Origin of the sequence: Arenimonas sp. (assembly GCF_047602345.1) — a bacterium.
Classification (GTDB): domain Bacteria; phylum Pseudomonadota; class Gammaproteobacteria; order Xanthomonadales; family Xanthomonadaceae; genus Arenimonas.
Window position 1 is genome coordinate 254,484 of the sequence record NZ_JASGHN010000010.1, and the last position, 26,868, is coordinate 281,351.

Sequence of the window (26,868 nt, forward strand, 5' to 3'; positions counted from 1 at the left end):
TCAATCCGCCGGCACCGTGCGCGTGCGCGCCCATTCGCGCAGCGACGCGACTTGTTCGGCCATCAGTACCGACAACGGACGCGTCTGTTGAAGTTCGGCCAGCAACGTGGCCTGGTCGAGCTCCTGTCCGGCCGCGTGCGCGGCGTACAGCGAGCTGACGACGGCCTGTTCGATCTCCGCGCCGGAAAACCCCTCGGCCGCGTCCGCCAGCGCCGGCAATCCGAAACGCAACGGTTCGATGTTCCGTTTGCGCAGGTGCAGGCGGAAGATTTCCATGCGGACTTCGAGAACGGGCAGGTCGACGAAGAAGATCTCGTCGAAGCGGCCTTTGCGCAGCAGTTCCGGCGGCAGTTCGCGTACCGCATTGGCCGTGGCGACGACGAAGACGCGACTCTTGCGCTCGGCCAGCCAGGTCAGGAAATAACCGAGCACGCGCCGCGACACGCCGCCGTCTTCGCTGCTGCCCGAACTGGCCAGGCCTTTCTCAAGCTCGTCCATCCACAGCACGCAGGGCGCCAGCTGTTCGGCGGCCGACAGCGCGTCGCGCAGGTTCTTCTCGGTTTCGCCGTGGTACTTGTTGTACAGCGTGCCGAAATCCAGGCGCATCAACGGCACGCCGAAACCGCCGGCGACGGCCTTGGCCGCCAGCGACTTGCCGCAGCCCTGTACGCCGAGCAGCAGAATGCCTTTCGGCGGATCCAACCCCGGCGGCAATTGCGCATTGGCGAACACGGCGCGACGTTGGCCGATCCAGTGCTTGAGGCGATTGAGTCCGGCGACGTCGGCGAATTGCGCGGTGTCGTATTCGAAATGCAGGTGGCCGCTCTTGTTGAGCAGCTCGAACTTGAGCTTGGCCAGTTCCGGTAGGTCGCGTTCGCCGATCGTGCCATCGCTGAAAATCAGATGCCGGGCGATGCGGCGCGCGTCGCTCAAGGCCAGTCCGCGCAGGTTGCGCACGATCGCCGTCAGCGCGTTCGGATCGACCTCGACGCGACGGCCGGCATTCTCGCGCTGGTAGGCCAGGGCTTCTTCCTTGACCATCTTCAGCAGGGCGTTCTCGTCCGGCAGGCGCAGCGAGAACCGCACGGCCAGCGCTTCGAGATCGGGCGGCAGCTCGACCTTTCCGCCGACCAGCACCAGGGTGTGTTCTTCGCAACCGCGGCGCTGGGCGATCTCGCGGATCGTGCGTTGCGTGCTGGCGTAACCGAGATAGGGCGCGGCGTCGAGCAGCAGGTAGATGCCGCGCTGGTCGTGGCCGCGGATCGCCTGCAGCGTGGTGCTGATGTCGGGGGCGGTTTCCGGCGGGTCTTCCCGGTCCAGGTCCACCCGGCGCAGGCCTTCGGTGATCGACCACCGGTACAGGGCGCGGAACACGTTCAGCAGCACATGGCGGAACAGGTCCACCACCCGACCCTCGTCCGGGGTCTCGATGACGATCAGGGGGGTGTTGGCGCGGATCAGCGACGCGAGGTCTTGCAGTTCGGACATGGCGGGGCAGCGGCGTGGCAGCGCGCAAGATACCAGCAAGACGCCGGCCGCGGGGCCTCGCCTTCCTTCCCCGGCGCGGGCCTTGTAGAGTGCCCAGACCCCCTCAGCGAAGAGGTCCGTCATGCGCACGGTATTGGTCGCCAGTTCGAAAGGCGGCGCGGGCAAGACCACGATGTCCACGAACCTGGCCGCCCATTTCGCGCTGGACAAGAAGCGCACCGCCCTGGTCGATGCGGACCGGCAGAAATCTTCCACGCACTGGTGCGAGAAGCGCGCCGGCATGGCGACCGCGGTACTGCCGGTCGACGGCACGCGTCGCAACTGGGAAAAACATGTGCCCGACGACGCACAACGCATCGTCATCGACGCACCGGCTGGCGCCTATGCCGAGGAACTGGACGCTTTCCTCGAACTGGCCGACGTGGTCGTCATGCCGATCCTGCCTTCGACCATCGACCTCGAAGCGGCCGTGCCCTTCCTCAACACGCTGGCGGTGCATCCGCGCGTGAAGAAAGGCAAGGTGCGCGTCGGCCTGGTCGGCAATCGGCTCAAGCCCTGGACCTCGGCCTCGCAGCAGGCGATGGCGCAGCTCAAGGCCTGGCCCTATCCGCTGGTCGCCGAGCTGCGCGACACCCAGGCCTATGTGCTGATGGTCGCGTTGGGCAAATCGGTGTTCGACTATCACTCCGAACAGATCCGCAGCCATCAGGAAGATTGGGCGCCGCTGCTGCGTTGGTTGAAGAAAGCCTGAGGCCCACCGCCATCCACGGGGAGAACGAATGCGCGAACTGATCCTGCTGCGCCATGCCCATGCCGAGTCCGCCGCGCCGGGCCAGGACGATATCGATCGGCCGCTGTCGCGACAGGGCCAGGCCGAAGCCGAAATGGCCGGGCAATGGTTGAAAAAGGAAAACCTGGTGCCCGACTTGGTGCTGTGTTCGCCGGCGCGACGCACTCGCGAAACGCTCGAGCAGGTGCTGCAGGTCGTCGGATACGTCGACCAGCGGCAGGAGGCGCGCATCTACGAAGCGACGCCCGGAACGTTGGTCCAGGTCGCGGACGAACATCGCGATATCGGCCGCGTGTTGCTGGTGGGGCACAACCCCGGCCTCGAACAGGTCGCGGCCCTGATGAGCTCGGGCCAATCCGGCGACTTTCGCGGCATGCCGGCCGGCAGCATCGCGGTATTGCGCCTGCCGGCCGAAGCCGCGCTCGAACCGGGGATCGCGCAGCTCGCCGCTTTCTGGTGGCCCTGATCCGATGGGCCTGCGGCAGGGCCTCGCGTTCTGCCTGAGTTTGTGCGCCGGTGCGGCGTTGGCGACGACGAGCGCGCGACCTGCGATGCCGGCGCAGACCGCCTGGACGATCGATGGTCCGGCCTCGGTCGCGCAGTTCTGGACGCATCCGCGCCTGTTGCCGCGGTCCGGCGGACGCTTTCGCGAAGTACAGGGCGAGCTGCGGGGTTCGGCGCAGACCGGATGGCAGGTGCAGGTGCGCATCGACACGCGCAGCCTCGATTTCAAGGGGCCGGGCTGGATGGAGCGCCTCACGCGCTCGGATGCCTTCCTCGCGATCGATCGATTTCCCGAGATCCGTTTCCATTCCGGGCACTTTGCCGACAGCGTGTTGCAGCATGGCGGCGAACTGCATGGCGAACTGAGCCTGCGCGGACAGACGCGGCCGGTGGTGTTCGAGCTCAAACCCGGCAATTGCGGCCCGACCGCGACGGAATGCCTGCTTCAGGTGAACGGGCGGGTGAATCGGCATAATTTTGGCATGGGCGCCTACCGCCTGACCTTGCGCGACGAGGTCGACATCGACCTGCAGGTCCGCCTGCGTCCGGGAGCGCCTCCTTGATCCTGATCCACCGACTCGCCCTCGCCTTGTTCGCGCTCGCGCTGGGTGCCTGCGCGCACCTGTCGCCGCAGCAGCGCCTCCAAGCCAGCGAGTACGCCGAGCGCGCGCAGGCCACCGACATCGAATGCCCGGACAGCGGTTGCGAACTCGCCTCGCCCCTGCACGATCTCGGTCCGCAGGCCGTGGCGGCATCGACCGAAGCGGCGCCGCGTCATGCGGTGGTATTGCTCGATCGCGGCCAGGACGCCTTGCTCGCGCGCGTGCACCTGATCCGCAGCGCGCGCCGCTCGATCGACCTGCAGACGTTCCATTTCGATCGCGACGACAGCGGCACGCTGGTGCTGGACGAACTGATGGCGGCGGCGAAACGCGGCGTGCGCGTGCGCCTGCTGCTCGACCAGCTCGGCGGCCTGACCGATCCGGAACTGCAGGCCGAGCTGGCCGGCTTCCACCGCAATTTCGAACTGCGCGTCTACAACCCCGTGTTCGACCAGGCCCGGGTGGCGCCATTGGAGTTCTTCGCCGGCATCGTGCTGAAGTTCCGCGACATCAACCAGCGCATGCACAACAAGCTGATGGTGGTCGACGGTCACAGCGCCATCATCGGCGGCCGCAACATCCAGGACGACTATTACGACTGGAACGACAAGTACAACTATCGCGATCGCGAACTGTTGATCGCCGGGCCGGTGGCCGCGGCGATGGTGAGCAATTTCGAGGCGTTCTGGACCGATCCGCGGTCGCAGCCCGCCTCGCGGCTGGGCGATGTCGCCGAGGTGCTGCTGGCGAACCAGGGCCCGCCGGGACGGCCCGAGCTCGAACGCAGCGAGCGCGTGCTGGCGATGGAAGCTGCGGCCGGCGACGCGAGCGCCGTGTTCGCGCGCCTGTCGCCCTCCCTGCTGCAGGTGGGCCGGGTGGATTTTTTCGGCGACCTGCCGATCAAGCACGACGACGCCGGCAAGAGCCGCGACGACGCTTCGCGCGCCCTGCTCGAACTGCTGGAGAGCACGCAGGAAGAACTGCTCGTGCAGACGCCTTACCTGGTGATGTCGCGACCGGCCCGGCAGATGTTCCGCCGCATGTACCGTCGCGACGATCCGCCGCTGGTGCTGGTCTCGACCAACTCGCTGGCGGCCACCGACGCCTTCCCCGTCTATGCGATGTCGCACAAGTACAAGCGCCTGTACCTGCGCGAGCTCGGTTTCGAGATCCACGAATTCAAGCCGTTTCCGCTGACTGCGCCGATCGATCTCGCGGCCACCGGCGCCAAACTCGACTTGCCGCAACCTCCGCCGGGGGAGCCGGCGGCAAAGGTGAACTACGATCGCAACGATGGCCCGGTGCCGCTCAAGCGCGCCGGCGTGCGCATCGGGCTGCATGCCAAGTCGATGGTGATCGACGAGCGCATCGGCGTGGTCGGCAGCCACAACTTCGATCCGCGCTCGGCCGACTACAACACCGAAAGCATGGTCGTCGTGCACGACGAGGCCTTCGCCAGCGCACTGGCCGCCAGCATCCGCAACGACATGGCGCCCGAAAACGCCTGGACGATCGCACCGCGGGAAAAGCTGCCGGTGGTGGCGCAGCTCAACTACAACCTGGGCAAGCTTTCCGAGAAGCTGCCGATCTTCGACATCTGGCCCCTGCCCTATGCCACCAGTTTCGAGCTGAAGCCCGAATGCCAACCCTTGCCGCCGGGCGACCCGAAGTTCTACCAGTGTTACGAGGCGGTCGGGGATTTCCCGGAAGTGAACCTGAGCCTGAAATCGGTCTATACGCGCATCCTGACGGCGTTCGGGGCCGGTCTCATCCCCATCCTGTGACCGTTCCGCGACGGGCCGCATGGCGATGGCGACATGGCCGCCCGTCCTGCAAATCGGCGTATTCCATGTCGTTCCATACGCCCAGAACCCCGACCTTTCAGCATTGACGCGGCCTGCGCCTGCGCCTAGGCTGCGAGGTCTCGTGAAGCCTTCCGGAAGCAGCCATGCCCCTTGCCATCAGCTTTGAACTCTCCGACCGCGATCTGGAGCACTTCAACAACGCCATCAAGGCTGCGCGCGACGCGGCGGGACACATGAGCCCCGAAGCGGTGATCGAAGCGGCCGGCAAGCTGCTGCAGGGCGCGGCCAAGCACGAAGTGCCGGATTTCATCGCCGTGCGCCTCGAGCGCCTGGACGCGCTGATCGGCATGTTGCGCGACGAAGGCTGGGCCTTGCCGGAAGCCGATCGCCAGCACGTGTTGTCGGCCTTGGTGTACTTCGCCGATCCGAAGGACATCATCCCGGACACCGTACCGGTACTGGGCTATTTCGACGATGCCATCGCCATCGAAATGTGCGTGAAGGAACTCAAGCACGAACTCGACGCCTACGAAGAATTCTGCGAGTTCCGCCAGAACGAAGCCAGCCGTCGCGGCCAGGATCCGTCCACCGTCGGTCGTGCCGATTGGCTCGACGCGCGCCGCACCGAATTGCAGGAGCGCATGCACCGCCGCGCGGCCCGCGATTTCGGCACCGGTTACGGCGACAGCTCCGGTTATGCCCGCGCCGGCTACACCTCGGCCTGGCGCCCGAGCATGCTGCGCGTGCGCTGAGGCGCAGCCTGTCCATGGCCCGAAGCGCCCGAGAGGCGCTCCGGGCGATTCCCTAGCACTGCGAGCACGCCCGCATGACCGGCCCGTTCAAGCGACGTCCTTCCCTGGACGAACTCAACGCCCATGGCGCCAATACGGTCCTGACCCATCTGGGCATCGTCTTCACCGAACTGGGCGAAGACTTCATTCGCGCCACGATGCCCGTGGATGCCCGCACGAAGCAGCCCTACGGCCTGCTGCATGGCGGCTCTTCGGCCGTGCTGGCCGAAACCCTGGCCAGCGTCGCCGCCAATCTCTGCGTCGACGACCCGATGCAGCAACAGGCCGTGGGCCTGGAGTTGAATTGCAATCACCTGCGCGCCGTCACCGAGGGCCATGTCGTCGGCACGGCGCGCCCGCTGCACGTCGGGCGCCGGACCCAGGTCTGGGATGTCCGCATCGAGGATGCGCAAGGGCGCCTGAGCTGCGTCTCGCGCCTGACCCTGGCGATGCGGGGCTGAAGCGACCGGGCAGGATGCAGGGCCGCCGAGGCGCGAAGCGTACGCCCGCGTCGGGTGCAGGCTCTAATCGGCTTCGGGCACAATCGCGGCAATGTCCGCTGCCCCCCACGCGGTGACGCCTTCTTCCGACTGGCGCCGGCCGTTCCGCTACCTCTGGCGATTCCCGGCCCTGCTCCTGCATGTGGTCGTCGGCCTGCCCATCACGATGCTGATGATCAACGGCCTGTGCGCGAAGTTTTCCTTCCGCGGCGAGCGCCTGGACCATTGGGCGGTACGCATGTGGTCGAAGATCATGCTGCGCTGCTTCGGTCTGCGCACGCGTCGCTACGGTACGCCTTTGCCCGGCGCGGTGATGTTCGTCGCCAACCACGTCAGCTGGATCGACATCACCCTGCTGCACAGCCAGCGCTGGATGGGTTTCGTCGCGAAGGCGGAAATCGAACGCTGGCCGTTGATCGGATGGCTCGCCAGTCGCGGCGGCACCATCTATCACCATCGCGGCAACAACGAATCCTTGCATGGCGTGATGCACCAGATGGTGCAGCGCCTGGAAAGTGGGCTCGCCGTCGGCGTGTTTCCGGAAGGCCGCACCACCGATGGCCGCGCCATCGGCGTCTTCCATGCGCGCATCTTCCAGCCAGCCGTGCTGGCCAACGTGCCGGCGCAGCCGGTGGCGGTGAAATACGGCGCCAAGGGCAATGCCCAGGCCATCGTCGCCTTCGCGCCGCGCGAGCACTTCATGGGCAATTTCCTGCGCCTGCTCGGCGAACCGGGACGCGTGGCGGAAGTGCATTTCCTCGAACCGGTCGCTGCCAGCGAAGATGGCCGTCGCCGCATGGCCGACACCTGCCGCGAGCGTATCGTCGCGGCGATGGCAGCGGCACCGGAGGCTTGATGGTGCCGTCCTATCGCGCGCCACGATTGCTGCGCAATCCGCACCTGCAGTCGGTGCTGAGTTCCTTGCCTTTGCGCCGCGCGGCCGGATTGCGCGCGCTGCAACGCATCGGCGCGCGCACGCAGGATGTCGTGGTCGAAGCCGGCGACGGCGTGCGCCTGCAAGGCTCCCACAGCACCTTGTCGGGGCGCGAAGCGAAGGCGCTGGTGTTGCTGTTGCACGGCTGGGAAGGCAGCAGCGAATCGAGCTACATGCGCCACACCTGCGCGCACCTGCTGGCGCGCGGCTTCGATGTGTTCCGGCTCAACTTCCGCGACCACGGCGACAGCCATCACCTGAACCGCGAGATCTTCCATTCCTGCCGCCTGCAGGAAGTGGTGGAAGCCGCCGCCTGGATAGAAAAAAACTATCCGGCACCGGCCTTTCTCGCCGCCGGCTATTCCCTCGGCGGCAACTTTGCGCTGCGCCTGGCTTTGGCCGCGCCCGAGGCCGGCATCGGCCTGCGCCATGCCGCCGCCGTTTGTCCTGCCATCGATCCGGCCGCGATCCTGCATGCGCTGGAAACCGCGCCGGCGATCTACCAGTGGTACTTCCTGAAGAAGTGGCGCGATTCGCTGCGCAAGAAGCGCGCGCTGTTTCCCGACCACCACGACTACGACGAGAAGGTGCTGGCGCAGGATCTGCGCGGCCTGACGCGCTGGTTGGTCGAACGCCATACCGACAAGGGCAGCCTCGAGAATTATTTCGACGGCTATGCGATCGCCGGCGGGCGCTTGTCGCAATTGCAGGTGCCGGTCAGCGTATTGGCGGCGGCCGACGACCCGGTCATTCCGATCGATACCGTGCGGGCCTTGCAGCTACCGACGCATTCGCGCCTGGAGATCGCCGAACACGGCGGCCACTGCGGTTTCATCGAAGGCTCGGACCTGCGCGGCTATTCCGAGCGTTGGGTCGCCGCAAGACTGGAAGAAGCCTTGGGCGAAACCTCGTCGACGCAGGCGGCCTGAAACTCAGCTGGTTGTTGCACCGAAATACAACCACGCCAGCAACGCCCCGCCGAACACGATGCGATACCAGGCGAATACCGTGAAGCGATGCGTCTGGATGTAACCGAGCAACCATTTCACCGCGACGAAGGCGGTGATCGCCGACGCGACGAAAGCGACGCCGAGCGCGGTCCAGTCCTCGTTCGCCACGCCGCCATCCTTGAGCATGCCGAGCAGCTCGTAACCGGTCGCGGCGAACATCGTCGGAATACCGACCAGGAAGGCGAACTCGGTCGCCGCGCCGCGCGAACTGCGCCCGAACAGCAGGGCCGCGAAGATCGCCGCGGCGCTGCGCGAGGTTCCCGGGAACACGCCGGCAACCACTTGCGCCAGGCCGACGAGCGCGGCGGTGCCCCAGCCGATGGCGTCCGGGTCGTCGTCGGGCAGGTCGGGGCGGCGTGCGTCGATCGCTTCGACGCCGAGGATGACGAAACCGCCGATCAGCAGCGCCCAGGCGATCGGCGCGATCGTCTCGGGCAATTCGAAACCGAGCTTCTTCACGATCACGCCGAAGATCGCGGTGACGCCGAAAGCGAGTGCCAGCTTCAGGACATAGTCGCGCTTGTTGCGTTCGCGCCAGCCCAGGGCCAGCTGCCACAGGCGTTCGCGATAGATCAGCACGACAGCGAGAATGGCGCCGGCCTGGATCGAGATGTTGAACAGGTCCGAACGCGCGCCGAGCCAGTGTTCGGCGATCAGCAGGTGGCCGGTGCTCGAGATCGGCAGGAATTCGGTGATGCCTTCGATGATGCCGAGCAACAGCGCGGCCAGCAGATCGCTCATTCTTTTCGTTCGTGGGGGCGGCGCGACATTGTTGCAGATTGTCGCAAGCGCGCAGTGGGCATGCGTTTGACCGCTAACGGCGTGGCGAAGGCCGGTGCCGGCAACCATTTTGAGTCGCCGCCCGATATCGGCTTGGTCAAAACAGTCGCCGGCACCGGCCTCTAGTCGCTGAGGTCAGCCTGGACAAAGCACCAGCGAGGCGGGAAGGCATTCGGCGGCGTTCGGAGACCGCTGGTGGGGCAGGCCTTTCGATCATGGCGCCGACGGATTTCGACGGAGGTCGAGGACGGCGGGGGTTCCTCAACCAAGCCGATATCGGGCGGCGACTTAAGCGACCTCCGCCATCCTTGCCCCTTCGCGCCAGATTGAGGGCATGTCGCTCGTAATGGTGCAGATAAAACCAAAGAAGCACCATCTTGGTGCTAATGGCGCTCACGCGGCTGAAGCAAACTTTTGAGAAACAAAGGGTTACTGCCGGACCGGTCCTGGCACGCCCATTGCTCTCGTTTCGCGTCCCCTTCCCTGCCGGAGTGATCCCATGTCCCTCGACTACATCAACAAGCTGATCAAGGACCACGCCATCGAGTTCGTGGACCTGCGTTTCACCGACGTGCGCGGCACCCAGCACCACGTCACCTTCCCGGTTTCCATCATCGAACCGGCCCTGTTCGAAGACGGCAAGATGTTCGACGGTTCGTCGATCGTCGGTTGGAAGGGCATCAACGAGTCCGACATGATCCTGTTGCCGGACGCCGACACCGCCTTCCTCGATCCGTTCTACGCCGATCCGACCCTCGTGCTGATCTGCGACGTGCTCGATCCGGCCACGATGCAGGGTTATTCGCGTTGCCCGCGCGGCGTCGCCAAGCGCGCCGAAGCTTTCCTGAAGGCCAGTGGCATCGCCGACCAGGCTTTCTTCGGTCCGGAGCCGGAATTCTTCATCTTCGACGGCGTGCGTTTCGCCAACGACATGGGCAAGGTCATGTACGAGATCTTCTCGGATGAAGCGGCTTGGGAAACCGGCGGCAAGCAGGGCGGCGCCAATCACGGCTATCGCCCGACCGTGAAGGGCGGCTATTTCCCCGTGCCGCCGACCGATTCGCTGCACGACATCCGCGCCGAGATGTGCAAGACGCTCGCCGCCGTCGGCCAGGAAGTCGAAGTGCACCATCATGAGGTCGCGAACGCCGGTCAGTGCGAGATCGGCACCAAGTTCAATTCGCTGGTGAAGAAGGCCGACGAGCTGTCGACGATGAAGTACGTCATCCGCAACGTCGCGCATCGCAACGGCAAGACCGCGACCTTCATGCCCAAGCCCATCGTCGGCGACAACGGCAGCGGCATGCACGTGCACCAGAGCCTCGCCAAGGGCGGCACCAACCTGTTCACCGGCGACGGCTACGGCGGCCTGAGCCAGATCGCGTTGTGGTACATCGGCGGCATCTTCAAGCACGCGCGTGCGATCAATGCCTTCGCCAACTCCACGACGAACAGCTACAAGCGCCTGGTGCCGGGTTTCGAAGCGCCGGTGATGCTGGCTTACTCGGCCCGCAATCGTTCGGCGAGCTGCCGCATTCCTTACGTCACCAACCCCAAGGCGCGCCGCATCGAGATCCGTTTCCCGGATCCGATGAACTCCGGTTACCTCACGTTCGCCGCGCTGATGATGGCCGGCCTCGACGGCATCCGTAACCAGATCGACCCGGGCGCGCCCAGCGACAAGGACCTGTACGACCTGCCGCCGGAAGAAGAAAAGAACATCCCGAAGGTCTGCCACTCGCTCGACATGGCGCTCGAAGCCCTCGACAAGGATCGCGACTTCCTAAAGGCCGGCGGCGTGTTCTCCGACGATTTCATCGACAGCTACATCGAGCTGAAGATGGGCGAGGTGACCAAGTTCCGTGCCGCAACCCACCCGTTGGAATACAGCATGTACTACGGCCTGTAATGGTCGACGCGACAGCGCGCATGGAAATCCGCGCCATCGGGCCGGGCCACCCCGCGGTGGCCCGGTTGCTGGACGAACATCTGCAGGGCATGGCGCAGCTTTCGCCGCCCGAAAGCATCCACGCGCTCGACCATCACGCCTTGCTGCAGCCGGACATCAGCTTCTGGAGCGTATGGCGCGAAGAGTCCTTGATGGGCTGCGGCGCGTTGAAGCGTCTCGACGAGACCCACGGCGAAATCAAGTCCATGCGCACGGCGGCCGCCTTCCTTCGCCAGGGCGTTGCCGCGTTTGTTCTGCAACACATCCTCGATGAAGCCGCGCAACGCGGTTTGCGCAGGCTCAGCCTCGAAACCGGATCGATGGACGGTTTCGCGCCGGCGCATCGCCTGTACGAACGCTTCGGTTTCGTGCGCTGCCCGCCGTTCTCCGACTACCACGACGATCCGAACAGCCTGTTCTTCAGTCGCGAACTCCCTTAGCGTTGCGCCTCAACGTGGGATGGTTGCCGGGATGGCCAGCCGCTCCGGCGCATACGAGTAGTGCCAGGGCTCGTTCGGTGTGCGTAGCGGGCCGACGAAGGCGGGTGAGGCCTCGCGCACGGCGCGCTCGAGCTTCTTCGTCCAGCCCGTGCGCACCCAGTCCTGCGCGATGCGCTGCGAATCGGTGCCGGCGATCAGCACATCGCCGCGCTTGATCTGGAAATCGAAGGCGCGCGCCTGACCATGCGGCGACAGGCCGGGCGCGGCCAGGTTCGGCGGCGGTGAAGGCACCCAGGCCGCGAGCCATGCCGCGAAACTCTCGCTACCGGGCTTGCAGACCGAGCGCGCGGCCGCCGCCAAGGCGTCGGCGGTCTTGCCGACGGAGGCGTTGCTGTTCCAGCGCTGGAGTTGCAGATCCAGGCTGCGCACTTCGCGGTTCACGTACAGCGCATAACCGGGATTGAGCGCGGCGAAACGCCGTTGCACCTGTGCGATCTGCTCCATCGCCTGCGCATATTCCGGCGAGGCTTCGTAGCTGCGGATCTGCTCGTCGGTCCAGCTCCAGCGCAGTGCGAGATCCTTCTCCGCGCGCAGGTAACTGCGCAGCGCCAGCAGCTTGCGTGGGAAGCCCTCGATGCGCGCCAGGGCCTGCTGCGCCGGCATGGGCACCCGGGTGGCAGCGGTCTGCAGGCACAGATTCATGTCCGGCGGCGAGTCGGGAATCATCGTCGCCGCAGGCGCCGGCGTCGCGAGCGCGACACCGGACGCGAAGAGGGCGTAGCGAAAACGACCGAGCGGCATGGGTCGATGATAGCAACGGCGACGCCGGGCACTCCGAATGGCGGCTGTATGCGTCGCCCGCCCTTGCGGGGCATGCGAAGGCAATGCGTTTGTCGTCGCCAGAAAAGAACGGCCCGGAGATCCGGGCCGTTTCCTTCTGCGCGCTCTCGCAAGCGGAACGAGAACGTCAGTTCGCCGCCGTGGTCGCCTTGCCGCCGATATTGCGATCGAGGAAACGCAGCAGTCGCGCGTAGAACTCGTACTCGTAGCGGTCGAGCGTGATGCTGTGACCGGTCTGCGGGATCTCGAAGAACTCCAGCGACGCGTTGCGTTCTTCGAGTGCTTCGCGCATGCGCAGCGCATGCTTGAGGTCGACGCGGCCGTCCAGGCGGCCATGCGCCAGGAAGACCGGCACCTTCAGCTTGTCGACCTGGTTCAAGGGCGAATTCGCCGCGAGCTCGGCCGGATCCTTGCCGAGGGCGCGTTCGAGATAGGCCTTGCCGTAGTCGCTGCGCCGGATATCGCCCCAACGATACATTTTCGACAAGTCATAAACGCCGGACAGGCCGATCGCGCACTTGTACATGTCGGGGTAGCGGATCGGCTGCATCATCGCGGCATAACCGCCATAGCTGGCGCCGTAAACGCAGACGCGTTTCGGATCGGCGATGCCCTGCGCCAACACGTGGCGCGTGACATCGGCGATATCGTCCTGCATCGCACCGCCCCATTGCCGCAGGCCGCGGTCGGCGAACTGGCGACCGTAACCGCCGGAGCCGCGGAAGTTAACCGCCAGCACCGCGTAGCCATGTTGCGCCAGGATCTGCCACTCCGGGTCGTAACCCCATTCGTCGAAGATCTCGAACGGACCGCCATGCGGCAGCACCACCAGCGGCAGGTTCTTGCCGTCGCTGCCCGGCGGCAAGGTCAGCACGCCGTGCAGCGGCACGCCATCGCGACTGGCGACCTGCACCGACTGCTGCTTTCCCTGCTTGGCGGGATCGATCCAGGGCTTGCGACGCGACAGCAGCTTCGCCTTCATCGCCTTGCGGTCGAACAGGATGAACGTGCCGGGGTCGCGATCGCTGGTCGCCAGCACGATGATCCATTGGCCGTCTTTCGAGGCGCTGTGCACGAACACTTCTTGCCCCGGGAAAGCATGGTGCAGGTCGCTCAGTATCTGAGCGTCGGGATGCTGCTTGTTCCAGAACTCGACGGTGGGTCGCGTCGGCTGGTAACGCGCGCCGACGATGTCCTTGCCATCGAGCGAACGCAGCATGCGGATCGGATCGGAGGCTTCGTTCGTGTACACCGGCGTGCGCGCGCCGGTGGCGAAATCGTAGCGCTCGATGATGTCGGTGCCTTGCTTGCGCTGGCTCTGCACCAGCCCGTAGCTGCCGTCGGCGGCCACGAGCAGGGGAATGATGTCGACACCGGTCTTGCTGCTGTCGTTGAAGATCGACCAAGTGCCGGCGCTGTCGCGTACCCACGAGCGCGTGGTGCCATCGTCTTCGGTGCCGTAGGCGAAGCGCGCGTTGCCGCGGCGATCGGCCAGCATGCCGGTGTCGGCCGGGCCTTCCACCAGCAGGTCGCCGGCCTTGCGCAACTTATTGACGTCGGCCTTGCGCAGCTGCGGGATGCACTTGCCGCCGCTGCTGGTCGGCGAGCAGCGGTAGACGAGGATGTGGTCGGGGTCGTCGTCCAGGGTGGAATAGAAGGTGCCTGGCAACTGGAAGGTATCGCCGCCGTCGATGCGGATCACCGACAGCTTCGGCTCGACCATGGTCATGCCGAAATAGCCGTCGACGCGATTGGCGCCGACGATGATGCGCTCGTCGTCGAGCCAGATGATCGTGCTGATCTCGCCGCCCTTGCCCGGGTCGAGGTTCAACAGCGGTTCGAGCGTGTCGCGCTTGTGGATCGAGACGACCGATCCTTCCGGCATGCGACGCTCGATGGCGATCAGCTGTCCGTTCGGCGACAGTCGGAACTGTTCGAACTCGGCGCGCTTGAGAAGCGATTGCGTCAGCGCGTCGGCCTGCGGCGCATCGTCGGCGAGCGCCGGCGGCAGCGAGGCCAGGGAAAGGGCCGTCGCGAACAAGGCCGGCAGGAAACGGTGGTGCATGGAGAACTCCTCGAATCAGGCCGGCAATTTTGCCGCAGTCGATGTCGGTCGTGATCCGCCCGGCGGAAAATTGTGGGCGCCGTCGCACTGGCCCCTGCGCGATCCGTCAGGTTTGCACTATGATGGTGCAATGAGTGTCCCTGATCGCCCGGACCTGGACCAGCTCGCCACCCCCGTCGCCTGGTTGGACGGCGAGGGCCGCGTGGCGGGTTGCAATCCCGCTTTCGCCAGTTGGCTGGGCGTCGGGGCGCGTCGCCTGCAAGGCCTGATGCTCGACGAGCTCGATCGCGAGAACGGCCGTCTCTCGGCCCTGCTCGAACGCCTGCCCGATCCGGGGCAGGCTTTGCGCGTGCATCGCGCGCAGCTCGGGCCGCCGCTCGGACGCGAGCATTTCGCCGAGATCTGGTTGTCGCGCGACGACCACGACGGCGTTCGCCTCGAAGCCCATCCGGCCGAAGAATTTCCCGGCGAGGATCCCGCCACCGCGCTGCCGGCGGCGCTGTCGGCCGCGCTGAAAGGGCTTGCCCATGAAATCCGCAACCCGCTCGCCGGCCTGAAGGGCGCGACGCAGCTGCTTGCGCGTCGCGCGCAGCAGCGCGGCGACAGTGAAGACGAACGCGAACTGATCGGATTGCTCGGCAGCGAAGTCGATCGCCTGGCAGCGCTGGTCGATCGCCTGATGAATCCGGCACCGCCGCGCGAGCTCGTTGCGCTGAACATCCATACCGTGCTCGAACGCGTGCGCCAGCTCGCCGAAGCCGAGGCCGGCTGGGCGGTGCGCCTCGTACGCGACTACGATCCGAGCTTGCCCGATCTGTTCGGCGATGCCGATCGCCTGACGCAATCGTTGTGGAATCTCGTGCGCAATGCGCTCGAATCCGGCGCCGGCACGGTGTCCTTGCGTACGCGCGCCGAACATCATGTCCTGATCGGCGACCGATCGCATCGCCTGGCCCTGCGTGTCGAGATCGCCGACGACGGCCGCGGCGTTCCGGAGGACCTGGCCGAGCGCATCTTCCTGCCCCTGGTGTCCGGTCGTGCGGAAGGCACCGGGCTCGGCTTGCCGCTGGCGCAGCAGGTCGCGCGCGAACACGGCGGTTCGCTGGGATACCGCTCGCGTCCGGGCCATACCGTGTTCACCCTGTTGTTGCCGGTCGCCGATCCGGAAGAAGAGGAGGCAGGCGATGACTGAGTCGCAGCGGATCTGGGTCGTCGACGACGACCGCGCCGTGCGTTACGTGCTCAGCGAAGCGCTGCGCGACGCCGGTTATCGCGTGCAGTCCTACGATAGCGCGCGCGCCGCGCTGGACGCGCTCGATTCCGAGGCGGCGCCGGCCCTGGTCTTCACCGACGTGCGCATGCCCGGCCTCGACGGCCTGGGTTTTCTCGACCTGCTGAAAGCGCGCAGGCCGCAGCTGCCGGTGATCGTGATGTCGGCCTATACCGATGTCGCCAGCACGGCCGGCGCGTTCCGCGGCGGTGCGCACGAGTTCCTGTCCAAACCCTTCGATCTGGACGAAGCAGTGGCGTTGGCGGCGCGGGCGATGCCGCAGGCGGAAAGCGATGTCGATATCGCGGCCCCGCCCGAAGCGGCCGGCGTCGCCCGCTCGGAGTTGGTCGGCGACGCGCCGGCGATGCGCGAACTGTTTCGTGCCATCGGTCGGCTCGCCCAGGCCCCGTTGTCGGTCCTGATCACCGGCGAAACCGGCACCGGCAAGGAGCTCGTCGCGCGCGCCTTGCATCGCGAATCGCCGCGCGCACGCAAGCCTTTCGTCGCCCTGAATACGGCGGCGATCCCGGCCGAGTTGCTCGAAAGCGAATTGTTCGGCCATGAGGCCGGCGCGTTCACCGGCGCGAACAAACGCCACGTCGGACGTTTCGAACAGGCCGACGGCGGCACGCTGTTTCTCGATGAGATCGGCGACATGCCGGCCTCGCTGCAGACGCGCCTGTTGCGCGTGCTGGCCGAAGGCGAATTCTTCCGCGTCGGCGGGCGCGAACTGATCCGCGTGGACGTGCGCGTGATCGCGGCTACTCATCAAGCGCTGGAAACCCTGGTCGCGGACGGCCGGTTCCGCGCCGATCTTCTGCATCGCCTCGACGTCGTGCGCCTGCGCCTGCCGCCCTTGCGCGAGCGTCGCGGCGATATTCCGGCCCTGGCGCAACGTTTCCTGGTGGCCGCTGCGCAGAAGCTCGGCGCCCCCGCCAAACGTTTCCAGTCCGATGCGCTGAAACGTCTCGAACAGCACGATTGGCCGGGGAACGTGCGCGAGCTGGAGAATCTCTGTTGGCGGCTTGCGGCGTTGGCGCCCGGCGAAAACATCACGTTGCGCGATCTGCGCACCGCGTTCGAGCCCGCGGCGATGCCGGCAAGCGCTGCCGGGGATTGGTCGCAGTCGCTGTCGAACGCCGTCGCCGGCGCGCTGGCGCGCGGCGAGAGCGATCTGCATGAGCGGCTGCGCGCGCGCTTCGACCAGGTGTTGCTGGAAACGGCACTGGAGCACACCGACGGGCACCGGCAGAAGGCCGCCGAACGCCTCGGCTTGGGCCGCAACACATTGACGCGTAAACTCGGTAGCACCCGCTCTCCGCGCGAACGTCCATGAAGCCCGTCCAAGCCGCCGACATCGTCGTCCGCGCCGCACGCCGCGAAGACCTTTCGCTGCTCGTGCGCTGGGCCGAAGCCATGGCGCTGGAAACCGAACAGAAGCAGCTCGACATCGCCATCGTCGAGCCCGGCATCGCCAATGGCCTGGCCGATCCGGAACGCAGCTGCTACTTCATCGCCGAGCGCGTCGGCGAACCGGCCGGCACGATGATGTACACGCGCGAGTGGAGCGATTGGCGCAATGCCTGGTGGTGGTGGATCCAGAGCGTTTACGTGCCACCGGAGCATCGCCGGGTGGGCGTGTATCGCCATCTGTTCGCGCATGTGCGCGAACTGGCGCGCGCCGAACCGGACGTGTACGGCCTTCGCCTTTACGTCGAACGCGACAACGTATGGGCGCAACGCACCTACGAACAGCTCGGCATGGCCGATGCGGGTTATCGGATGTACGAGATCCGCAAGTAGGAGCGGCGTCAGCCGCGATCCAGTCTTTGTCTCGGGTCGGTGTCGACCGGGCAATCCACGAAGACGACATTCAGCGCATGGCCCTGCAGCAGAGCCGCGATCTGCTTCTGCCGCATCAGGAAGCGTTCGTAAGCACGCGCTTCGCGTGCGGCATCGGCGTCGTGCGGCGCGTAGCCCCGAGCCTTCCATGTGTCGACGTCGAAACGCGCGATGCGCACCGCGCCGTCGCGCCAGAGCAGCAAGGGTTCCGGCGGCGCGTCCAGCGCGCAACGTTCCTCCGGCGCCAGCAGGGCCGTTTCGATCAGGGGCCACAAGGCGGCGAGACCGGCGTGCTCGTACTGCATCGCCGTCATCGCCGCCAGGTCGTGCGCGGTGAGGTAACGCGCGTGTTCGATCGCCGCGCCAAAGTGGTCTTGCGCCAGCAGGGCGGTGTCGGCGGCGGCCATGCCGGTTTCGAGCAGGGTCTCTTCCAGGGCCGCGCCGACCTGCGCCATCGTCGCGTCGTCGCCGCGCAACACGAAGGGCAGCAGGCGCAGCGGCCCGCCGGCATAGTCCGCCTCCGGCGCCAGCGAGGCCGGCAAGATGCCGTCTCGCGCACCGAACGCGATGACCCGCGCATCGCCGCGCGCCGGCGCCTGTGCGATCAGGCGTTCGAGCTCGGCATGCCGCGGCCAGCCCGGGCGCAGCAGTTCCACCGGGTCGAACAGCGCCGCGACGATCGCCAGGTCCAGCCCGGCCGCGGTCGGAACGAAGCGGGCGAGGTCGCGCGCGATCCGTTCGGCCAGCTCGCCCGCCGCCGCTTGGCCCAGGAAAGCGTGTTCCGGCGCGCTGCCGGGGCTGAGTTCCAGCGCCAGGGCGCCGAGACAGGAGAGGCGATCGGACATTGCGTTCCATACGCCAGGGTTTGGAATCCCCGGGCGAGGTCGGTAAGCTAGGGAATCCCAGATTATGCCAGCGCCCCGGCGCGGGCCCCGCCGCAAGGAACCGCCATGAAACCCGTCCGCCGCGTCGCCATCCTCGGAGGCGTTCGCATCCCCTTCGTGAAGAACAACACCGCCTACTTCGATGTCGGCAATCTCGGCATGTCGATCACGACGCTCGGCGCGCTGGTGGAGAAGTTCGGTCTGCAGGGCGAAGTGCTGGGCGAAGTGGCGATGGGCGCCGTGCTCAAGCATTCGTCCGACTGGAATCTCGGGCGCGAGGCCACGCTGTCGTCGGGCCTGTCGCCGTTGACGCCGGGCATCACCTTGCAGCGCGCCTGCGGCACCGGTCTCGACAGCGTCGTGCTGGTCGCCAACAAGATCGCGCTCGGCCAGATCGAAGCCGGTATCGGCGGCGGTTCCGACACCACCTCCGACGTGCCGATCGCGGTGAACCCGCGCCTGCGTCGCCGCCTGCTCAACGCCAACATGGCGAAGAGCTTCGGCCAGCGCATCGGCGCGATGCTGAAAGGTTTCTCCTTCTCCGAACTGAAGCCGGAATTCCCCGGTGTCGGCGAGCCGCGCACCGGCAAGTCCATGGGCCAGCATTGCGAGATGATGGCCAAGGAATGGCAGATCCCGCGCGAAGCGCAGGACCAGCTGACGTTCGAATCGCATCGCAAGGCCGCCGCGGCATACGAGCGCGGGTTCTTCGACGATCTCGTCGTGCCCTTCCGCGGACAGAAACGCGACGGCATCCTGCGCCCCGATACGACCCTGGAAAAACTCGCGACGCTGAAGCCCGCGTTCGACAAGACTTCGGGCAAGGGCACGTTGACCGCCGGCAACTCGACCAACCTGTCCGATGGCGCCTCGGCGGCGCTGCTCAGTTCGGAAGAATGGGCGAACGCGCACGGCAAGGAAATCCAGGCTTACCTCGTGGACGCGCAGGTGGCGGCGGTGGATTTCGTCGGCGGCGAAGGCCTGCTGATGGCGCCGTGCTGGGCGGTCGCCCAGCTGCTCAAGCGCAACAACCTCACGCTGCAGGATTTCGATTTCTACGAGATCCACGAAGCCTTCGCCGCGCAGGTGCTGTGCACGTTGAAGGCCTGGGAAGACGAGAAGTTCTGCAAGGAGAAACTCGGCCTCGACGCGCCGTTGGGCAGCATCGATCGCGCCAAGCTCAATGTCGTCGGCAGTTCGCTCGCGGTCGGCCATCCCTTCGCGGCCACCGGCGCGCGCATCGTTGCCACGGCCGCGAAGTTGCTGAAGGAAAAGGGCAGCGGTCGCGCCCTGATCTCGATCTGCACGGCCGGCGGCATGGGCGTCGCCGCCATCGTCGAGCGCTGAATCAGCGCAGGATATCCGGCCAGTTCGACCACCAGCGCTTCGGCTGGCTGGGGTAAGCGTCCCACCAGCGATTGATCGCAGCGATGTCGCCCTGCGCCCAGGCCGCGCGGTGTGCGGCGTCGTCCGCGCGCACGCCCAGGGCCTGCGCCAACCTCGGATAGAGCGCGCTGTCGGCCAGCGCCGGCCGTTGCGACAAGAGATAAAGCAAGGTGTAGACGTCGACCTGGCGAGCGAGGTTCGCGATGCGCTCGGCATTGGCCGACAAGGCCGCGCGTTCGTGGCGCTCGTCGAGCTGCTGCTGCAAGCTCAGCACGGCGGCGGCGAATTCCGGCGATGCGTCCGGCCGCAAGGGCGCGGCCGGATGCGAATCGTCGAAACGCAATTCGTAACCGGCCGGCAACAGCACGTCGCGGCGGGCGACGCGGTACTCGATCCAGCCGCTGCGCACATAGACGCGACCGCTGCCGTCGCCCGCTTTCCAGATGTCGAAATCGCAGCCGAGGTCGACGACTTCGGCCGAATCGCTGTCCACGCCGAAATACCCCGGCGGCGCCCAGATGCGCGCGCGCATGTGACCGCTGTCCAGGCGCACGCGATGATGCGCGCGCCGCGTTTCCACTAGCTGCAAGCGCGATCCAGGTGACAGCGTCACGCGACCGATGCGCGCGACGTCGATGTCGAACGATTGATCGGCGCCGGTTTGCAGCCAATCGCCGGAGCGCAGCTGCGCCACGCCCGAAGCGCCAGCGTCGCCATGCACGCGCCAGGCGGCGCCGTCCTGCCAGGCCAGGCGATAGGAATTCAGCGCCACCAGCAGCAGGCTGGCAGCAAGCGCGGCGGCGACGAAACGCGGCCACCGTCGCCGTTGCTCGCGGGCGATGGCGCGCGGCGTCCATTCGCCGCGGCCGCGCGCGCGAAGACCGAATGGCGCCAGCTGCGTCTGCAGGCGCCGCAGCTCTTCGTCGGCCTGCGCTTCGCGCGGGTTCCACAACGCGTCGTGTTTGTCTTCGCTCATGTTCGTTCTCCCCGCGCGTTCACGCCAAGCGCGACGCGCAGTTTCTCCATGCCGCGATGCAGATTCACCCGCACCGACTCCGGCGTCAGCCCGGTCAATGCCGCGATCTCCGGACCGCTCAAGCCTTCGACCAGGCGCAGCATCAACGGCTCGCGATACGCCTCGGGCAGCGTGGCCACCGCGCGCAGCACCCGTTCGGCCTCGGAGCGCTGTTCCGGTGATGCGTCCGTCGAGGCGAAATCGGTCTCGTCCTGCACCGCCACTTCCCGCGCGACTTCCGTCGTCGGCAAACGGCGCGCGATCGCCGCGATCCAGGCGCCAAACCGTTGCGCCTCGCGAAGTTGCGCCAGCCGCGCGAACGCCAGCGCAAAACACTCCTGCGTCAGCTCGTCGGCCAGCGCTGGCCGGACGCGGCCCAGCAGGATGCCGTGCACCAGCGGGGCGAACCGCCGGTACAGCTGTGCGTAGGCCGCCTGCGATCCGCGTCGGGCCTCATGCACCCAACGTTCGATCGCCTGCGGGCCGCCGATGTCGCCGCTGACCTCGTGCAAGGATCGATCCCGTGGCCTGTCAGGCAAGAGTGGGCGAGAGGGCCCTGCGTTAACAAGCCCGGCCGTTAACGCTGTCGCCGGTTGCGCGCTCTTGCTGGCCAGGACACGGAAGGAGAACGCCATGCGCGCCTGGTTGATTTGCCTGTTGCTGCTGCTGTTGTCGACGGAGGTCGCCGCGGCGGGCATCGCCCGCTGGGATGCCTTGCCGGCCGTCGATGTCGAGCACCTGCAAGGCCCGTATGCGGGCCGCAACGTCTGCCCGATGTGCATGCATGGCTACGATGCGGGCATGCTGCTCTTCCTGCCGGTCGGTACGAAGCCGGCGGATGCGCATCGCATCGCGCGCGCGATGCAGGCGACCAGTGCCAGCATCGGCGATCCGCGCTTCCGCCCTTTCCTGGTCTTCACCGGCGGACAGCCTTCGCCTGCGCTGCTCGCCGCGGTGAAAGGCGGACACGACAACTGGTACGTGGGCGTGCTGCCGCCGGCGCGACTGGCCGAGTTCTCGCGCGATTTCCGCCGCGACCTGGACGAGCGCGCCTGGGGTTATGTCTTCTCGCAACGACGCCTGTTGTTGTCGTTCGAGCCGCTCGACGGCCCGACCGATTGGCCGGCGCAGTTAGGGCGAACTTCGGCGTATGCGATGCAGTTCCTGCGGGCTACTTATGCCACGGCGGTCGCCAAGGGAAATCCGGATACGCCGAAAGGCGCGCTGTGGTCGGCGCCGATGCGCCTCGACGCGCACATCGCCTTCACGAAGAACGCGACCGAACGCAGACCGCTGTGCTTCGGCGAGAAACTGCCCGCAGGCGATCGCGAAGCCCTGGTCGGCGTGTCGTCATCGTCGCGTCGCTGGTGGGCGCGTACCGATGCGCAGGGCTGCGTCGAACTGCAGGGCGCCGCGCCCCCTGGACCGATGCGGCTTGAACTTTTCCGCGTGCTGCAACCGACCGCACACTGGCAGCTCGATGACGCCGCCTGGCGCGAAGGCCGGCGCATCGACGTCAGCGACAGGAAGACGGAAAGCGATCGCGTCACCGGACGCGAACCGATCGTCGGCCTGCCCTGCGAGAACTGCGAACTGGTCTTCCGCGGTTTGCCGGCGCAGATTCCGACTTCCGGTCGCATCGCACCCGCCAATGAGCCCGGCCAAGCCCTGAGATTGAGCGGAACCGTGCGCGACACGGCCGGGCGACCGCGCGCCGGCATCGTCGTTTACGCTTACCAGACGGACAACAACGGCGAGTATCCCCGGATGGCCGGCATACCGCATGGTCGCCTGCGCGGATGGGCACGCAGCGATGCGCAGGGGCGTTACGAACTGCTGACGATCCGCCCGGCCGGCTATCCGGGTGCGCGCACGCCGCAGCACATCCACATGCATGTCATCGAACCCGGTCGTTGCACCTACTACCTGGGCGACGTGTTGTTCGACGACGATCCGCGTCTGACCGACGCGCATCGCCGCAATCCGGCGGCGCAGCGCGGCGGCAACGGCGTCGTTCGTCCGACGGGCGATGCGCGCAGCGGATGGAAGGCGGTGCGCGATATCGCGCTGGGGCAACAGGTGTCGGGCTATGCGGGATGCGGCGCCGGCACGGGGCGGGATGCCTGAAACACGACGGCGGGCAGCGTAGGATGCACGCATGTCCGCCGTACTCTCTGCGCTGAAAGCCGACATCACCTCATTGGCGGTGGACGTCATCGTCAATGCAGCGAATTCGTCCCTGTTCGGCGGCGGTGGCGTGGATGGCGCGATTCATAGAGCCGCCGGACCGGAGCTGGTGCACGAGTGTCGGTTGCTGGGCGGTTGCCGCACCGGCGAAGCGAAGATCACGCGCGGCTATCGCCTTCCCGCACGTTGGATCATCCACACCGTCGGTCCGGTCTGGCGCGGCGGTTTGCAAGGCGAAGCGCAGTTGCTGGCCGACTGCTACCGCAACAGCCTGCGACTGGCCGCGGAGAAAGCGGTGACGAGCCTCGCCTTTCCGGCGATCTCCACCGGCATCTACGGCTATCCGAAAGCCGAAGCCACCGACATCGCCGTCCGCACGCTGCGCGCTGCGCTCGCTCAGGCGCCGTCGCTGCGCGAAGTGATCTTCTGCTGTTTCTCCGACGAGGATCTGGCGCTGTATCGCGCGCGCCTGGCGCGACCCGATTAGGATCCGTTGCGGTTCGACAGATAGTCCCAGAACAGCCGGCGCAGTTCGTCGAAGTCGATCGCCAGCGCGTTCGAGCTGATCGCGATGGGACTGCCGCACATGCGGAAGTTGGCGCGATTGATCGCGCGACGGAAAGCGTTGCCCTGCTCGATGTATTTCTGCGGGTTCACCAGTTTCACCACCAGCATCTTCTGTCGCTGGATCTGGTAGACGTCGACCCCCGTCACGTCCGACCAAGGCACGAAGCCCGAGGCCAGCGCGCTCGAGCGGTGACTGAAACCGCGCTCGTCCAGCACCAGGCCCGGCGCGCGATCGAACAGTTTGAACAGGCCAAAGACGGCACCGAGGCCGAAAAATGCGATCCCGAACATGCCCAGCGCATGCACTATCACTGGATTGCCCAGGCGGCGGGTCTCGCGGATCGTGGCGTCGTCCAGCGTCGCCATCCAGGCCGATCCGAGCGCGAGCACGATGGCGCCCAGCACCAGCAGCACCAGTTTCATGCGGCTATAGGGAATGGCTCGCGTTCGGTTGGTCGACATCCGGCGCTCCACAACGGCTGCCGCCAGCATAACGGAAGCTAGGAAGACCTTGCTTCGCTCTCCGGCAGATAGTCGCCGAGCAGTTTGCGCTCCATGCCATTGCCCCAGCCGCAGCCGTGATCGCTGGTGATCTGCGCCTGCCCGCGCGGACCGATGCGGTGTTCGCCGAAGCACAGCAAGCCAAGGATGTTTCCCGGACGCAGGTGGAAACTGGCCCAGCTCAGGGGCGAATCGCCGGCAGCATCGCGGGCCGACGGATCGGCACCGTTCGCCAGCAAGTACTCGATCGTCTCCGCATCGGCATAGGCGGCGGCGCGATGCAGGGGCGTTTCGCCCTTGCAGCGCACGTCGCGCATGAAGGCGCCGGTTTCGGCCCCAGGCACGGTACGCGCGGTGACGTCAGCGCCGCGTTCGACCAGCAGGCGCACGACGTAGAAGTAGTAGGGACGGCCTGCTTTCGACAAGGCCGAATGCAGGGGCGTCTCGCCGCTGTCGGCTTTCGCGTGGCGCGGATTCGCCCCCTGCGCCAGCAGGAAATCGCAGACCTTCCAGTGGCCGAAGAACGCGGCATGGCCCAGCTCCTCGTCCAGCGAGATGCCGGGCAAGCGACCTTCCGCCTCCAGTACCGCCTTCAACGCCGTCGTGTCGTTGTAATAGACGAACCACTGCAGGGGGCGGATCGTACCGCCCGTCAACAGCGCCTCCCGGTTCGGTCGTCGCAGCAGATCGAAGACATGGTCGGTGCGTCCGCCGGCGATGCGTTCAAGCAGTTCGTTGTCGTCCATCGCACACTCCTCGCAAGGCGTACGGCAGCCAGCATAGCGCCGTTCGCGCCCTGTCCAGTTCAGCGCGTGCGCGAGACCCGATATTCCCAGGCGATGCCGACAACGGCTCCCAAGAGGACGATCAGGGCCGTCAGGGTTTCGGCGAAGACATCGCCCGAGAGCCGGCCATGAACCAGAACCGCCATGCCGATCGCCACAAGCAGCGACACAGCGAAACGCCACCGGATGACCAGGTCGACAAGCGTCGTCAGCAGTTCCAGCAGATCGAGCATGACGCGGATCGTTTCTCGGAGGCGACGGTGTTTGTTGGCAATTGTACGCCTGGTCTATCGTCCAAGACTCAGCGGGGTTGGTCGGGCCCAAGCTTCTTTCGCCACGCCCTGAACACCAGCAGCCCATAGGCGACCAGCAACGCCGGGAATGCCATCACCGAGAACATGGTGATCCGCAACACGATCAGGTAGGCGACGTCGTTCGGGCTCGCATCCTCTGCCCGGATGCCCGCCATCAGGTTGAACACGACGTGTTCGAGATTGAGGATGCTCAACACCGTCACGATCAACGTGAGTGGGAGCAGGCTGGCGATGAGGACGATCAGAGGCTCGAGCCTGGCCACCCGATGCAGGAAGACCATCAGCAAGGCCACGCGCCACGACGCCACGATGCCGAGGAACCAGGCATTGGCCGCCTGCGCCGCAGGCAAGGACATGAAGCGTTCGACCGGGATCGCATACAGCAGCGCCGGCGCAGAGCAGAACGTGACGAACAGCAGCACGTTGCGGAACTGCCAACGTTCTGGCCGCAACGGCAAGTAGATCAGCCAGAGAAGACTGGCCAGGACGACGACATAGGCGATCGAACCGAGCCCCAGGTTCTGCCAGAGTTGCGCCTTCGGGTTATCCCAATAGCGGCCAACGCCGGCGAGGAACGTGACGATGAACCCGTAGGCAAGATACGGTTTCCAATGCACGGCAATGCCGCGACTCGGTTGCCGGAATCCCAGCAGCTTGAACTGATCCGAGAGGATGTCGCGCAGCATTCCGCGCTCAGTCCGGCCGCGGCTTCACGCGGCGGCTCCAGCGCATGCCGTAATGAATCAGCATCCAGACGAGGGTGAGCAGCAGCGCCAGCTTCATGGCACTGTCGGCGACGCCTACGCGGAAGATGGGCCCGCCGAACAATGCCCAGGCCGCCACGGCGTAGAGCAACAGTCCATGCACGTCGAAGATCCGGCGAAGCATTGGAGACCAGCGGCCCTTCACGATCAAGGCGAGAAAGATCGGTACGAACAACAGTTGCAATCCAAACAACCACGGCGCCTGCTTCTGGCGGAACGAATCGGTATACGCCAGCGCCTCGTACGCAGCGGGCGCGGCGCGGCCGCCGAGGAAAACATCGAGCAACCAGGTCGGGTTCGCGAGCAGATAAACACCGCAGAGAATGCCGATCACGCCCATCGCCAGCCCGGCGCGGTTCACCGGCAGGTTATCGCCGACGCGCGGTTTCCATTCCGCCGATTCGGGCCAGCGTCGCCGCGCCCAAGCAGCGGAACCAAAACCGACGACCAACAGGCCGAGCCAGCACAAGGACGGCACGAACAGCGAAGCCCACCAAGAGCCGATCGCGCTCAACCAGTATCCCGACAACGCCAGTGGCAACACGGCCAGTGTCCGCACCAGGACGACGACCGCCACGCCGGCGACAGCCAGTCGCAGGAAAGAACGGCCGTCCGTCGGATCGATCAACGTCAGCGTCGGTTGATAACGCGCGGCGACATCGGCCGGACGACCGAAACCGCGCAGCAATTCCATCGCCATCGCCGCATCGGCTTCGCGTCCGGTGAACTCGGCCTTGCCCGCCAACTCTTCGCCGAGCAGCGCGCGCAGTTCGAAGGCGACGTCGTTGCGCTGCCGGCGCGGTAGCCGCGCGGCGACATCGGCGACATAGGACTCGATCAGCTCGTTCGCGTTCAT

At 66.4% G+C, this 26,868-nt stretch carries 28 protein-coding genes; 16 read left to right on the forward strand and 12 right to left on the reverse strand.

The genetic code is table 11. The annotated features are described in order from the left end of the window. On the reverse strand, positions 1–1,488 hold the full coding sequence (locus QM707_RS13935) for an AAA family ATPase (RefSeq protein WP_415002480.1): 1,488 nt from the start codon (positions 1,486–1,488) through the stop codon (positions 1–3). A gap of 121 nt (positions 1,489–1,609) precedes the next feature. Here QM707_RS13935 and QM707_RS13940 point away from each other — a divergent pair, with 121 nt between their 5' ends. From QM707_RS13940 to QM707_RS13975, 8 genes are all read left to right on the forward strand, one after another. Then, entirely contained in the window at positions 1,610–2,239 is a 630-nt protein-coding gene (locus QM707_RS13940; protein WP_415002481.1) for a ParA family protein, read from the forward strand. A gap of 28 nt (positions 2,240–2,267) precedes the next feature. After that, positions 2,268–2,744: a SixA phosphatase family protein gene (locus QM707_RS13945; RefSeq protein ID WP_415002482.1), complete on the forward strand. Its 477-nt coding sequence runs from the start codon at positions 2,268–2,270 to the stop codon at positions 2,742–2,744. Between the two features lie 4 nt (positions 2,745–2,748). After that, positions 2,749–3,345 carry a YceI family protein gene (locus QM707_RS13950; RefSeq protein ID WP_415002483.1) on the forward strand — a complete coding sequence of 199 codons (597 nt, stop codon included), beginning with the start codon at positions 2,749–2,751 and terminating at the stop codon, positions 3,343–3,345. Next, positions 3,342–5,168, forward strand: coding sequence for a phospholipase D-like domain-containing protein (locus QM707_RS13955; RefSeq protein WP_415002484.1), 1,827 nt, complete (start codon positions 3,342–3,344; stop codon positions 5,166–5,168). The genes QM707_RS13950 and QM707_RS13955 overlap by 4 nt, the downstream gene beginning before the upstream one ends. A 164-nt stretch (positions 5,169–5,332) precedes the next feature. Beyond that, positions 5,333–5,941, forward strand: coding sequence for a YkvA family protein (locus QM707_RS13960; RefSeq protein ID WP_415002485.1), 609 nt, complete (start codon positions 5,333–5,335; stop codon positions 5,939–5,941). A gap of 74 nt (positions 5,942–6,015) precedes the next feature. Further along, the gene (locus QM707_RS13965; RefSeq protein ID WP_415002486.1) at positions 6,016–6,441 is read left to right on the forward strand and encodes a hotdog fold thioesterase; all 426 of its coding nucleotides are present in this window, start codon (positions 6,016–6,018) and stop codon (positions 6,439–6,441) included. A gap of 91 nt (positions 6,442–6,532) precedes the next feature. Next, positions 6,533–7,336 (forward strand): lysophospholipid acyltransferase family protein, encoded by an 804-nt coding sequence (locus QM707_RS13970; protein WP_415002487.1) that lies wholly within the window; start codon positions 6,533–6,535, stop codon positions 7,334–7,336. Further along, entirely contained in the window at positions 7,336–8,343 is a 1,008-nt protein-coding gene (locus QM707_RS13975) for a YheT family hydrolase (RefSeq protein WP_415002488.1), read from the forward strand. The genes QM707_RS13970 and QM707_RS13975 overlap by 1 nt, the downstream gene beginning before the upstream one ends. A gap of 3 nt (positions 8,344–8,346) precedes the next feature. Here the strand turns inward: QM707_RS13975 and QM707_RS13980 are convergent, their stop codons facing one another. Next, positions 8,347–9,165: an undecaprenyl-diphosphate phosphatase gene (locus tag QM707_RS13980; protein WP_415002489.1), complete on the reverse strand. Its 819-nt coding sequence runs from the start codon at positions 9,163–9,165 to the stop codon at positions 8,347–8,349. Positions 9,166–9,703: 538 nt separating this feature from the next. On the opposite strand from QM707_RS13980, the gene glnA reads away from it, so the two are divergent. Both glnA and QM707_RS13990 read left to right on the forward strand, forming a co-directional pair. Next, complete coding sequence (gene glnA, locus QM707_RS13985; protein ID WP_415002490.1) at positions 9,704–11,113, forward strand: type I glutamate--ammonia ligase; 1,410 nt, start codon at positions 9,704–9,706, stop codon at positions 11,111–11,113. 20 nt (positions 11,114–11,133) lie between these two features. Next, a complete protein-coding gene (locus QM707_RS13990) occupies positions 11,134–11,592 on the forward strand; it encodes a GNAT family N-acetyltransferase (protein ID WP_415002491.1) in 459 nt (152 codons plus the stop codon). Positions 11,593–11,601: 9 nt separating this feature from the next. Here QM707_RS13990 and QM707_RS13995 read toward each other — a convergent pair whose 3' ends face one another. Then, positions 11,602–12,393: a hypothetical protein gene (locus tag QM707_RS13995; protein WP_415002492.1), complete on the reverse strand. Its 792-nt coding sequence runs from the start codon at positions 12,391–12,393 to the stop codon at positions 11,602–11,604. Between the two features lie 166 nt (positions 12,394–12,559). Further along, on the reverse strand, positions 12,560–14,497 hold the full coding sequence (locus QM707_RS14000) for an alpha/beta hydrolase family protein (RefSeq protein WP_415002493.1): 1,938 nt from the start codon (positions 14,495–14,497) through the stop codon (positions 12,560–12,562). 130 nt (positions 14,498–14,627) lie between these two features. Between QM707_RS14000 and QM707_RS14005 the strand changes: the two genes are divergently transcribed. The 3 genes from QM707_RS14005 to QM707_RS14015 are packed head-to-tail and all read left to right on the forward strand — an operon-like array spanning position 14,628 to position 17,570. After that, positions 14,628–15,689: a two-component system sensor histidine kinase NtrB gene (locus tag QM707_RS14005; protein WP_415002494.1), complete on the forward strand. Its 1,062-nt coding sequence runs from the start codon at positions 14,628–14,630 to the stop codon at positions 15,687–15,689. Beyond that, positions 15,682–17,103: a nitrogen regulation protein NR(I) gene (gene ntrC, locus QM707_RS14010; RefSeq protein WP_415002495.1), complete on the forward strand. Its 1,422-nt coding sequence runs from the start codon at positions 15,682–15,684 to the stop codon at positions 17,101–17,103. The genes QM707_RS14005 and ntrC overlap by 8 nt, the downstream gene beginning before the upstream one ends. Next, positions 17,100–17,570, forward strand: a complete 471-nt coding sequence (locus QM707_RS14015; RefSeq protein WP_415002496.1) for a GNAT family N-acetyltransferase — start codon at positions 17,100–17,102, stop codon at positions 17,568–17,570. Before ntrC ends, QM707_RS14015 begins: the two co-directional genes overlap by 4 nt. Positions 17,571–17,578: 8 nt before the next feature. On the opposite strand, the gene QM707_RS14020 is transcribed toward QM707_RS14015, so the two are convergent. Beyond that, complete coding sequence (locus tag QM707_RS14020) at positions 17,579–18,454, reverse strand: hypothetical protein (protein ID WP_415002497.1); 876 nt, start codon at positions 18,452–18,454, stop codon at positions 17,579–17,581. Between the two features lie 105 nt (positions 18,455–18,559). Between QM707_RS14020 and QM707_RS14025 the strand changes: the two genes are divergently transcribed. Continuing rightward, positions 18,560–19,840, forward strand: coding sequence for an acetyl-CoA C-acetyltransferase (locus tag QM707_RS14025; protein ID WP_415002498.1), 1,281 nt, complete (start codon positions 18,560–18,562; stop codon positions 19,838–19,840). A 1-nt stretch (position 19,841) separates the two neighbouring features. Here QM707_RS14025 and QM707_RS14030 read toward each other — a convergent pair whose 3' ends face one another. Then, positions 19,842–20,855, reverse strand: coding sequence for a hypothetical protein (locus tag QM707_RS14030; RefSeq protein ID WP_415002499.1), 1,014 nt, complete (start codon positions 20,853–20,855; stop codon positions 19,842–19,844). Next, on the reverse strand, positions 20,852–21,406 hold the full coding sequence (locus QM707_RS14035; protein ID WP_415002500.1) for an RNA polymerase sigma factor: 555 nt from the start codon (positions 21,404–21,406) through the stop codon (positions 20,852–20,854). The genes QM707_RS14030 and QM707_RS14035 overlap by 4 nt, the downstream gene beginning before the upstream one ends. A gap of 121 nt (positions 21,407–21,527) precedes the next feature. Here QM707_RS14035 and QM707_RS14040 point away from each other — a divergent pair, with 121 nt between their 5' ends. Together QM707_RS14040 and QM707_RS14045 are read left to right on the forward strand one after the other, a co-directional pair. After that, complete coding sequence (locus QM707_RS14040) at positions 21,528–23,021, forward strand: hypothetical protein (RefSeq protein ID WP_415002501.1); 1,494 nt, start codon at positions 21,528–21,530, stop codon at positions 23,019–23,021. Positions 23,022–23,052: 31 nt separating this feature from the next. Further along, the gene (locus QM707_RS14045; RefSeq protein ID WP_415002502.1) at positions 23,053–23,568 is read left to right on the forward strand and encodes an O-acetyl-ADP-ribose deacetylase; all 516 of its coding nucleotides are present in this window, start codon (positions 23,053–23,055) and stop codon (positions 23,566–23,568) included. Here the strand turns inward: QM707_RS14045 and QM707_RS14050 are convergent. From QM707_RS14050 to QM707_RS14070, 5 genes are all read right to left on the reverse strand, one after another. After that, the gene (locus QM707_RS14050; RefSeq protein WP_415002503.1) at positions 23,565–24,110 is read right to left on the reverse strand and encodes an STM3941 family protein; all 546 of its coding nucleotides are present in this window, start codon (positions 24,108–24,110) and stop codon (positions 23,565–23,567) included. The two genes, QM707_RS14045 and QM707_RS14050, sit on opposite strands and share 4 nt — an antisense overlap. 38 nt (positions 24,111–24,148) lie before the next feature. Beyond that, entirely contained in the window at positions 24,149–24,895 is a 747-nt protein-coding gene (locus QM707_RS14055; protein WP_415002504.1) for an ankyrin repeat domain-containing protein, read from the reverse strand. A 59-nt stretch (positions 24,896–24,954) separates the two neighbouring features. Beyond that, positions 24,955–25,167: a hypothetical protein gene (locus QM707_RS14060; protein ID WP_415002505.1), complete on the reverse strand. Its 213-nt coding sequence runs from the start codon at positions 25,165–25,167 to the stop codon at positions 24,955–24,957. Positions 25,168–25,235: 68 nt separating this feature from the next. Beyond that, positions 25,236–25,934 carry a hypothetical protein gene (locus tag QM707_RS14065; RefSeq protein WP_415002506.1) on the reverse strand — a complete coding sequence of 233 codons (699 nt, stop codon included), beginning with the start codon at positions 25,932–25,934 and terminating at the stop codon, positions 25,236–25,238. 7 nt (positions 25,935–25,941) lie between these two features. Continuing rightward, entirely contained in the window at positions 25,942–26,868 is a 927-nt protein-coding gene (locus QM707_RS14070; RefSeq protein WP_415002507.1) for a hypothetical protein, read from the reverse strand.

What these genes read in the sequence shown, in the direction of transcription:
- QM707_RS14070 (WP_415002507.1), bottom strand. Translation starts at nt 26,868, where the DNA reads ATGAACGCGAACGAGCTGATCGAGTCCTATGTCGCCGATGTCGCCGCG.
- QM707_RS14050 (WP_415002503.1), bottom strand. Translation starts at nt 24,110, where the DNA reads ATGTCGACCAACCGAACGCGAGCCATTCCCTATAGCCGCATGAAACTG.
- QM707_RS13965 (WP_415002486.1), top strand. Translation starts at nt 6,016, where the DNA reads ATGACCGGCCCGTTCAAGCGACGTCCTTCCCTGGACGAACTCAACGCC.
- QM707_RS14005 (WP_415002494.1), top strand. Translation starts at nt 14,628, where the DNA reads ATGAGTGTCCCTGATCGCCCGGACCTGGACCAGCTCGCCACCCCCGTC.
- QM707_RS13995 (WP_415002492.1), bottom strand. Translation starts at nt 12,393, where the DNA reads ATGCCGCTCGGTCGTTTTCGCTACGCCCTCTTCGCGTCCGGTGTCGCG.
- QM707_RS13945 (WP_415002482.1), top strand. Translation starts at nt 2,268, where the DNA reads ATGCGCGAACTGATCCTGCTGCGCCATGCCCATGCCGAGTCCGCCGCG.
- QM707_RS14040 (WP_415002501.1), top strand. Translation starts at nt 21,528, where the DNA reads ATGCGCGCCTGGTTGATTTGCCTGTTGCTGCTGCTGTTGTCGACGGAG.
- ntrC (WP_415002495.1), top strand. Translation starts at nt 15,682, where the DNA reads ATGACTGAGTCGCAGCGGATCTGGGTCGTCGACGACGACCGCGCCGTG.
- QM707_RS14055 (WP_415002504.1), bottom strand. Translation starts at nt 24,895, where the DNA reads ATGGACGACAACGAACTGCTTGAACGCATCGCCGGCGGACGCACCGAC.
- QM707_RS13970 (WP_415002487.1), top strand. Translation starts at nt 6,533, where the DNA reads ATGTCCGCTGCCCCCCACGCGGTGACGCCTTCTTCCGACTGGCGCCGG.
- QM707_RS13960 (WP_415002485.1), top strand. Translation starts at nt 5,333, where the DNA reads ATGCCCCTTGCCATCAGCTTTGAACTCTCCGACCGCGATCTGGAGCAC.
- QM707_RS14015 (WP_415002496.1), top strand. Translation starts at nt 17,100, where the DNA reads ATGAAGCCCGTCCAAGCCGCCGACATCGTCGTCCGCGCCGCACGCCGC.
- QM707_RS13950 (WP_415002483.1), top strand. Translation starts at nt 2,749, where the DNA reads ATGGGCCTGCGGCAGGGCCTCGCGTTCTGCCTGAGTTTGTGCGCCGGT.
- QM707_RS14065 (WP_415002506.1), bottom strand. Translation starts at nt 25,934, where the DNA reads ATGCTGCGCGACATCCTCTCGGATCAGTTCAAGCTGCTGGGATTCCGG.
- QM707_RS13935 (WP_415002480.1), bottom strand. Translation starts at nt 1,488, where the DNA reads ATGTCCGAACTGCAAGACCTCGCGTCGCTGATCCGCGCCAACACCCCC.
- QM707_RS14030 (WP_415002499.1), bottom strand. Translation starts at nt 20,855, where the DNA reads ATGAGCGAAGACAAACACGACGCGTTGTGGAACCCGCGCGAAGCGCAG.
- QM707_RS13975 (WP_415002488.1), top strand. Translation starts at nt 7,336, where the DNA reads ATGGTGCCGTCCTATCGCGCGCCACGATTGCTGCGCAATCCGCACCTG.
- QM707_RS14060 (WP_415002505.1), bottom strand. Translation starts at nt 25,167, where the DNA reads ATGCTCGATCTGCTGGAACTGCTGACGACGCTTGTCGACCTGGTCATC.
- QM707_RS14020 (WP_415002497.1), bottom strand. Translation starts at nt 18,454, where the DNA reads ATGTCCGATCGCCTCTCCTGTCTCGGCGCCCTGGCGCTGGAACTCAGC.
- glnA (WP_415002490.1), top strand. Translation starts at nt 9,704, where the DNA reads ATGTCCCTCGACTACATCAACAAGCTGATCAAGGACCACGCCATCGAG.
- QM707_RS13940 (WP_415002481.1), top strand. Translation starts at nt 1,610, where the DNA reads ATGCGCACGGTATTGGTCGCCAGTTCGAAAGGCGGCGCGGGCAAGACC.
- QM707_RS14025 (WP_415002498.1), top strand. Translation starts at nt 18,560, where the DNA reads ATGAAACCCGTCCGCCGCGTCGCCATCCTCGGAGGCGTTCGCATCCCC.
- QM707_RS14045 (WP_415002502.1), top strand. Translation starts at nt 23,053, where the DNA reads ATGTCCGCCGTACTCTCTGCGCTGAAAGCCGACATCACCTCATTGGCG.
- QM707_RS13990 (WP_415002491.1), top strand. Translation starts at nt 11,134, where the DNA reads ATGGAAATCCGCGCCATCGGGCCGGGCCACCCCGCGGTGGCCCGGTTG.
- QM707_RS13980 (WP_415002489.1), bottom strand. Translation starts at nt 9,165, where the DNA reads ATGAGCGATCTGCTGGCCGCGCTGTTGCTCGGCATCATCGAAGGCATC.
- QM707_RS14000 (WP_415002493.1), bottom strand. Translation starts at nt 14,497, where the DNA reads ATGCACCACCGTTTCCTGCCGGCCTTGTTCGCGACGGCCCTTTCCCTG.